Below are 8,146 nucleotides of genomic sequence, written 5' to 3' on the forward strand. Positions count from 1 at the left end.
TCATTTCAAGTGGTGTGACTATTTGGACATTGATAGTCGATCAGAAAGGGGTGATAAAGAAATGAGATTTATTGATTTATTTTCAGGTATCGGTGGTTTTCGACTCGGAATGGAAAGTGTCGGACACGAGTGTATTGGATTTTGTGAGATTGATAAATTTGCTAGGAAATCTTATAAGTCCATTTTTCAAACGGAAGGAGAAATAGAATTTCATGACATACGAGATGTTTCAGATGACGAATTTAAAAAACTTAGAGGGAAAGTCGATGTCATCTGTGGGGGATTCCCTTGTCAAGCATTTTCAATCGCAGGAAGACGATTGGGATTTGAAGATACTAGAGGAACTTTGTTCTTTGAAATTGCTCGAGCGACCAAACAAATCCAACCACGTTTTCTTTTTCTTGAAAATGTTAAAGGCCTACTCAATCACGATAAGGGACGGACGTTCACCACAATTCTTACCACACTTGATGAGTTGGGGTTTGATGTTGAGTGGCAGGTGCTTAACAGTAAGGATTTTGGCGTTCCCCAAAACAGAGAGAGGGTGTTTATTATCGGACATTCTAGAAAGAAAGGTACCAGACTCCTATTTCCTTTCAGACGAGAAGGTCAAGCAACTAACCCTGAGACTTTAAAAGCACTCGGAAATTTAAATCCATCAAGAAGTGGAATGAGTGGTAAAGTCTATTATTCAGAAGGTCTTGCGCCAACCTTAATTCGTGGAAAAGGAGAAGGATTTAAAGTTGCGATTCCTTGTATGACACCAGACAGATTAGAAAAAAGACAAAATGGTAGACGTTTCAAGGATAATCAAGAGCCAATGTTTACTTTAAATACTCAGGATCGCCATGGTATTGTCGTTGTTGGAGATTTACCAACTAGCTTTAAGGAAACTGGTCGCGTCTATGGAAGTGAGGGGCTATCTCCAACACTGACTACGATGCAAGGTGGAGATAAAATCCCCAAAATACTGATTCCAGAACCAATCCAATTTCTAAAAGTCCGAGAGGCAACGAAAAAAGGATATGCTCAAGCAGAAATAGGAGATTCAATCAATTTGGAAAGACCAAGTTCTCAGTATCGTCGTGGTAGAGTTGGCAAAGGTATAGCTAATACGTTAACAACTAGTGGTCAAATGGGAGTAGTAGTGGCTAGCTATGAAGGAGAAGATAAGCAAGTTTACCATGTTGCTGGTATTTTAATAAATGGACAATTTTACCGTCTGAGGATACGACGAATCACTCCTAAAGAGTGTTTTCGCTTGCAGGGGTTTCCTGATTGGGCTTTTGAAGCTGCTAGAAAAGTCTCTAGTAATAGTCAGCTCTATAAACAAGCTGGTAATAGTGTAACCGTTCCTGTGATTGCCGCAATCGCAAAAAAATTAAAAGAAATAGAGGAAAAAGATGAAAGCATTAAATAAAGAGTCAATACTATATTGTGATGAATTAGAAACAGAATTACATGATGCAGAAATGATGCAATTGGATGAACAAATATTTTTGATGCCCAATTATCCATGTGAGTTTGAGGTGACATTTTTAGATTATTACCATAAAAAACATAATTACCCACTATTTTATGAATCCTATCTTCAAAACATTATGGAATTCCTTGAAAGTCAGGATATAAAGAACGGAGCTGATGCTTTTGTAGATGATAATCAGAATCTTGTTTTTGTTTTATATGGACAAGGCTATCGAGCCGAGGGAAAAGAGGGAATACTTACAACTCAAGTAACTGTAAAAGCTTATGATGAAGACAAGAAACCGATCAACTTCGCAAATTTATTAGATTCCTTAATCGTTTCAGAATATCAAATGGAACCGAATCTTTGGGAGGTCTCCCATGATTGATTTCTATCTAAGTAAAAATAGCCAAAGAAATCAACTTCTTTTAGACTTCTTTCAAAAATACGGCATTGAGGTATCTTGTCATTCAGTTTCTGAAATGACAAAGGACAAATTAATTGAGATGATGAGCTATTCTTCAGATTGTTTTGAGTTTTTATCTCCCAATTTATTACGTTTTAAGAACCGTGACAATCTAAGATTAACGGATTTCATCGAAATGATATTAAAAAATCCTGAACTAACCATCAGACTTCCTCTTGCGGTTTCAAATAAGCGAGTTTATCCAAATCTGAATCTGGAGGAGGCTAGAGCTTTATTGCCAAGAGATACGAAACAATTGATTTACATGGCACAAACACATTATTTATCTAACTAAAGGAGAATCAATATGGCAGAACGATTTTGGGAGAACTTGTCCATTATTTTGGCTGAAAGAAATATCAGCTGGATTGAGTTAACCAGAAAAATGTTTGCGGGAGAGTTTCACTATCCAAGTGAATTGAATCGTTTGTATCAAAAGATTCGTCACTACAAGATGGAACAACGAATGCCTCAAAGTCCATGGGTAGAAAGGATTGTGCAGGTATTAGATTTAGATTATGAAGATTTATTTCGGAGGTAACTATGAAAAGAATAATTCCAGTTTATATATTCCAACAAGTAAATGTCTTATTGGTATCCTTATACTTACTGAAATTGCTTTGTATCAGTGAGTTAACTATACTAGAGATTCTCTATGGTTCGTCACTCATTTCTTTTTTATGGATGTATGGCCAACGTAAAAAAGTGCATAAGGTCAGTATGAAATCTAGGATAAAATGGCTTGGTATTGGATTAGCTAGCCTACTGATTATAAGTCTATGTTTTAGCCTAATCCATGCTCAAGGAAGCACGAATCAAGCAAACTTAATTGGGCTTCAACATCAAGTTCCTTGGTTTTCATTTTTATTGTTCTTAATCAATGCGAGTATGGTTGAAGAATTTCTATATAGAGAAATGTTATGGAACTTGGTCAGAAAATTAGATATTCGAGTTGCTTTGACAAGTGTTTTATTTGCCTTAGCACATCATCCAGGAACCATTCTAGCTTGGTGTTTATATGTTTCACTTGGGATGTTTTTAGGGATGGTGCGCTATAAATCTGACTTATGGGGAAGTATGGGTTTACATTTGGTGTGGAACCTACTAGTTTATAGTTTGTTGCTTTTTTTAAAATAGGTGACCTGATTTATCTCATAAATCTGTAGTTTTTATGGGATTCTCTTTTAATTTAGAAATAAAATATATTACCTATATAAAATAAAGAAACTAGGAACATTTTTTCAATTATTTTAGAAATAAAATATTATATAGAAATTCCGAAAAGAAATAATAAAACCAAAATAAAATATTACTAAAATATTTTAATATGAACATATTATTAGTGATAAACGTTCTTACAATACATATAATTACGATAAAAAGAATAAAAAATTATTATATTTTTATGTTTGTTGTTCTGTTGTGAAATGAAAGAAAATGGAAACTAGTTTCTAAATCATGAAAAATATTGAAAAAAAAAAAATAAGTGCTAGAATAAAGAATGTAAACGTTTACTTTAGTAAAGGAGCTCATATGTTATTGCAAAAAGAACTAATTCCAATGATAGAAGCTAACTTACCAAATATGGCATATGCTGAAAAAGATATTGCTATATTCTTCTTAAAACAGAAACCTCTGAATGATTATTCATCTGAGGCATTGTGCGAATACCTTAATGTATCTAAAGCAACATTGACTCGATTTGCGAAAAAATGTGGTTTTAAAGGTTTTAGACAATTCATTTTCAAATACCAAGAGATGATTCGTGAGAAAGAAAAGTTAGCGTTATATACAGAGGCTACAGAAAAAGTTTTATCCGACTATGAAGAAATGTTGAGAAAAACTTACACGGTTCTTGATGAAGTTCAACTTGAGCGGATTGCTGAGATGATAGAAACTGCTGAGCGTGTATATCTCTACGGTAAAGGAAGTTCTGTTTTAGCTTTACAAGAAATGAAGATGAGATTTATGCGTCTCGGAGTGATTGGTGAAGTATTATCAGACGAGGATATGATTTTGTGGAATAGCTTATTACTTAATGAAAATTGCCTTGTCATTGGAGCATCCGTTTCAGGTCAAACTGATATTGTACTAGAAGGTCTTCAAAAAGCTGCGGATAAAGGCGCTAAAACAGTTTTAATGACTACAAGAAAATTTGACGAAGAAGATTGTTTCTTTGATGAACTATTGTTATTAGCTTCGACCAATCATCTCTCGTATGGCAATCGCATATCACCTCAGTTTCCAATACTTTTAATTACAGACTGCTTATTCTCTCATTATCTGGAAAGTCCAGAGAGACAATATTATTACAATCAAACTATTATCCATAAGGAGGAATAATAAAATGAGCCAAATTTGGACTAAAGAAAAATTTATAAGTCAAGTCCATGGTGGAGTCATTGTTTCTTGTCAAGCTTTACCCGGTGAACCCCTTTATAATGAAGAATTTAGCTTGATGCCTTTTATGGCTAAAGCAGCTTTAGAGGCAGGAGCAGTGGGCATTCGCGCAAATTCTGTACGTGATATTAAAGCAATTCAGAAAGTAGTAGATTTACCAATAATTGGAATTATCAAAAGAGATTATCCACCTCAAGAACCATATATTACTGCTACGATGAAAGAAGTAGATGAACTTGTAGAATGCGGAACAACAGTCATTGCATTTGATGCGACTTTAAGACCAAGATATGATGGCTTAGTTGTCAGTGAATTTATCAAAAAAATAAAAGAAAAATATCCTAATCAATTGCTTATGGCGGATGTAAGTAATTTTGATGAAGGTCTCTATGCATTTAAATCAGGCGTTGATTTTGTTGGTACAACATTATCAGGGTACACAAGTACAAGTGTACAATCAGATGAGCCTGATTTTGAACTAATGAAAAAATTGGCTGATTTTAATATTCCGGTAATTGCCGAAGGAAAAATTCATTATCCAGAACAATTAAAAAAAGCTTATAGTTTAGGTGTTACCAGTGTTGTCATTGGTGGAGCGATTACACGTCCAAAAGAAATTGCTCAGCGATTTATTAATGTCATCAAATAAAAAACAATATAAAGGAGAAATCTGATGAAAGATTTAACTAAATACAAAGGCGTTATCCCTGCATTTTATGCTTGCTATGATGAAAATGGTGAAATTAGCCAAGAGCGTGTAAAATCTCTGGTGCAATATTTCATTGACAAAGGTGTAAAAGGTATCTATGTAAATGGTTCTTCAGGTGAATGTATTTACCAAAGTGTAGAAGATCGTAAACAAATTATTGAAGCTGTTATGGAAGTTGCTAAAGGTAAATTAACAGTTATCAACCATGTTGCATGTAATAATACGAAAGATAGTATTGAATTGGCAAAACATTCAGAAAGTGTTGGAGTCGATGCTATTGCAGCTATCCCACCTATTTACTTCAAATTGCCAGAATATTCAATCGCAGCATATTGGAATGCAATGAGTGAAGCTGCGCCAAATACAGATTTTATCATTTATAATATTCCACAATTGGCAGGGGTTGCGTTGACTGGTAGTTTGTATGCAACAATGCGTCAAAATCCTCGAGTGATTGGAGTAAAAAATTCTTCTATGCCTGTACAAGATATTCAAATGTTTGTAGCTGCAGGTGGAGAAGATTACATTGTATTCAATGGTCCAGATGAACAATATCTTGGTGGTCGCTTGATGGGTGCAGAAGCTGGTATTGGTGGTACTTATGGCGTTATGCCAGATTTGTTCTTGAAATTGGAAAGTTTGATTCAAGAACGAGATTTAGATTCAGCTAAAAAACTTCAATATGCTATCAATGAAGTTATCTATAAGATGGTATCAGGTAAGGCAAATATGTATGCTGTAGCAAAAGAAGTTTTGCGTCTAAATGAAAAACTGGATTTAGGTTCTGTTCGTCAACCTTTAGAAGCATTGGCAGAAGGTGACTTGGAAGTTGCAAAACAAGCAGCAGAACTTATTCAACAAGCACGCAAAGAATTTTTATAATAAATAAAATCAATATGGAGATATGTTATGGGTACAACAGGATTTACAATAATTGACTTAATTATCTTGATTGTTTATTTACTTGCGGTGTTGGTTGCAGGTATCTATTTCTCTAAAAAAGAGATGAAAGGAAAAGAGTTCTTTAAAGGAGATGGTTCGGTTCCTTGGTATGTTACTTCGGTATCCATTTTTGCAACAATGCTCAGTCCGATTTCCTTCTTGGGACTCGCTGGTAACTCTTATGCAGGTAGCTGGATTTTATGGTTTGCTCAATTAGGGATGGTAGTAGCTATTCCACTGACAATTCGTTTTATCTTACCTATCTTTGCACGGATAGACATCGATACGGCATATGATTACTTGGATAAACGTTTTAATTCTAAAGCGCTTCGTATTATTTCAGCACTCTTGTTTATTATTTATCAATTGGGACGTATGTCTATCATTATGTACCTCCCATCAGCTGGATTAGCAGTATTGACAGGAATTGACATCAATATTTTGATTATTTTGATGGGTGCAATTGCAATTGTTTATTCTTATACTGGTGGTCTAAAATCCGTATTATGGACAGACTTTATTCAAGGGGTGGTTCTGATTAGTGGTGTCGTTGTAGCTTTATTTGTACTGATGGCTAATATTAAAGGTGGCTTTGGTGCAGTAGCAGAAACATTAGTAAACGGGAAATTCCTTGCTGCAAATGAAAAACTTTTCGACCCTAACTTGCTTTCAAACTCCATCTTCTTAATTGTGATGGGTTCAGGTTTTACAATCTTGTCTTCCTATGCTTCATCTCAAGATTTGGTTCAACGTTTTACTACAACACAAAATATTAAGAAACTTAATAAGATGTTGTTCACAAACGGTGTCTTGTCACTTGCAACTGCAACAGTCTTTTACTTGATTGGTACAGGTTTGTATGTATTCTATCAAGTACAAAATGCAGGTAGTGCAGCTAGCGATATCCCTCAAGACCAAATCTTTATGTACTTTATAGCATACCAGTTACCAGTAGGTATCACAGGTTTGATTTTGGCAGCGATTTATGCCGCAGCTCAATCAACTATTTCAACAGGTTTGAACTCTGTTGCAACTTCATGGACATTGGATATTCAAGATGTCATTTCTAAAAATATGTCAGACGATCGTCGTACGAAAATTGCACAATTCGTATCTCTAGCAGTAGGTTTATTCTCAATTGGTGTTTCCATTGTCATGGCTCACTCAGATATTAAATCTGCATACGAATGGTTCAATAGTTTCATGGGACTTGTACTTGGTCTACTTGGTGGTGTATTTATTCTTGGATTTGTTTCTAAAAAAGCAAATAAACAAGGTGCTTATGCAGCGCTGATTGTATCAACCATCGTCATGGTATTTATTAAATACTTCCTTCCTCCAACAGCTGTTAGCTACTGGGCATATTCATTGATTTCAATCTCTGTATCAGTAGTTTCAGGTTATATTGTATCTGTTCTTACTGGAAATAAAGTATCTGCACCTAAATATACAACGATTCATGATATTCCAGAAATTAAAGCGGATTCAAGTTGGGAAGTTCGTCACTAATAGAAAAGAGAAAATAATATGATTATTTCTGAACAATCTGATTTTAGACGATATGCTTCTGTCAATAAACATTTTTCAAAAGTCTGTGATTTTTTAGAAAATACAAATTTGACAGATTTAGTTGATGGAAAAATTGATATTGACGGGGAAAATGTTTTTGCAAATTGTATGACCTATCTAGCTGATGGAGTTCCAGGAGATATTTTTGAAACTCATAAGAAATATTTAGATATTCATATTGTTGTTGAAAATACTGAAAAAATGGCAGTAACTTCCCCAGTTCGTGCTCAGTCACGTGTACCTTTTAGTGAAGAGAAGGATATTGCTTTTTACGATAGCAAAGACTATCAAATTGTTGAATTGCTTCCAGGGAATATGTTGGTGACTTTTGAAGAAGATCTTCACCAACCAAAGATTCATTGCAATGATGAAAGTGTTAAAAAACTTGTTATCAAAGTTTTAAACGAGGAAAAATAAAATGAAAAAAAATATTAAACAATATGTAACCTTAGGTACTGTAGTGGTATTATCAGCATTTGTTGCTAACTCAGTTGCAGCTCAGGAGACTGAAACTTCTGAAGTATCAACACCAGAGTTGGTGAAACCTGTTGCACCAACGACTTCGATTTCGGAAGTACAACCTAAATCGGGTAAC

Annotated in this window: 10 protein-coding genes; all 10 read left to right on the plus strand. The window is 34.6% G+C overall.

The window, feature by feature from the left end; translation table 11 throughout:
• Positions 1-61 precede the first annotated feature (61 nt).
• On the plus strand, positions 62-1,420 hold the full coding sequence (gene dcm / locus ACLNCV_RS09235; protein WP_424845131.1) for a DNA (cytosine-5-)-methyltransferase: 1,359 nt from the start codon (positions 62-64) through the stop codon (positions 1,418-1,420).
• A complete protein-coding gene (locus ACLNCV_RS09240) occupies positions 1,404-1,853 on the plus strand; it encodes a hypothetical protein (protein ID WP_424845132.1) in 450 nt (149 codons plus the stop codon). The genes dcm and ACLNCV_RS09240 overlap by 17 nt, the downstream gene beginning before the upstream one ends.
• A complete protein-coding gene (locus tag ACLNCV_RS09245) occupies positions 1,846-2,226 on the plus strand; it encodes a hypothetical protein (protein WP_424845133.1) in 381 nt (126 codons plus the stop codon). The genes ACLNCV_RS09240 and ACLNCV_RS09245 overlap by 8 nt, the downstream gene beginning before the upstream one ends.
• A 12-nt stretch (positions 2,227-2,238) precedes the next feature.
• Positions 2,239-2,472 carry a hypothetical protein gene (locus ACLNCV_RS09250; protein ID WP_000840776.1) on the plus strand — a complete coding sequence of 78 codons (234 nt, stop codon included), beginning with the start codon at positions 2,239-2,241 and terminating at the stop codon, positions 2,470-2,472.
• 2 nt (positions 2,473-2,474) lie between these two features.
• A complete protein-coding gene (locus ACLNCV_RS09255; protein ID WP_424845134.1) occupies positions 2,475-3,068 on the plus strand; it encodes a CPBP family intramembrane glutamic endopeptidase in 594 nt (197 codons plus the stop codon).
• Between the two features lie 396 nt (positions 3,069-3,464).
• Positions 3,465-4,274: a MurR/RpiR family transcriptional regulator gene (locus ACLNCV_RS09260; protein WP_424845136.1), complete on the plus strand. Its 810-nt coding sequence runs from the start codon at positions 3,465-3,467 to the stop codon at positions 4,272-4,274.
• A gap of 4 nt (positions 4,275-4,278) precedes the next feature.
• Positions 4,279-4,980, plus strand: coding sequence for an N-acetylmannosamine-6-phosphate 2-epimerase (locus tag ACLNCV_RS09265; protein WP_024058030.1), 702 nt, complete (start codon positions 4,279-4,281; stop codon positions 4,978-4,980).
• 24 nt (positions 4,981-5,004) lie between these two features.
• Entirely contained in the window at positions 5,005-5,922 is a 918-nt protein-coding gene (locus tag ACLNCV_RS09270) for an N-acetylneuraminate lyase (RefSeq protein ID WP_424845135.1), read from the plus strand.
• A gap of 27 nt (positions 5,923-5,949) precedes the next feature.
• The gene (locus ACLNCV_RS09275; protein ID WP_049502438.1) at positions 5,950-7,491 is read left to right on the plus strand and encodes a sodium:solute symporter; all 1,542 of its coding nucleotides are present in this window, start codon (positions 5,950-5,952) and stop codon (positions 7,489-7,491) included.
• Positions 7,492-7,509: 18 nt separating this feature from the next.
• A complete protein-coding gene (locus tag ACLNCV_RS09280) occupies positions 7,510-7,968 on the plus strand; it encodes a YhcH/YjgK/YiaL family protein (protein ID WP_261232716.1) in 459 nt (152 codons plus the stop codon).
• Positions 7,969-8,146: the final 178 nt, after the last annotated feature.

It is taken from the genome of Streptococcus sp. CL5.50, assembly GCF_049738015.1.
Lineage (GTDB): Bacteria > Bacillota > Bacilli > Lactobacillales > Streptococcaceae > Streptococcus > Streptococcus mitis_CA.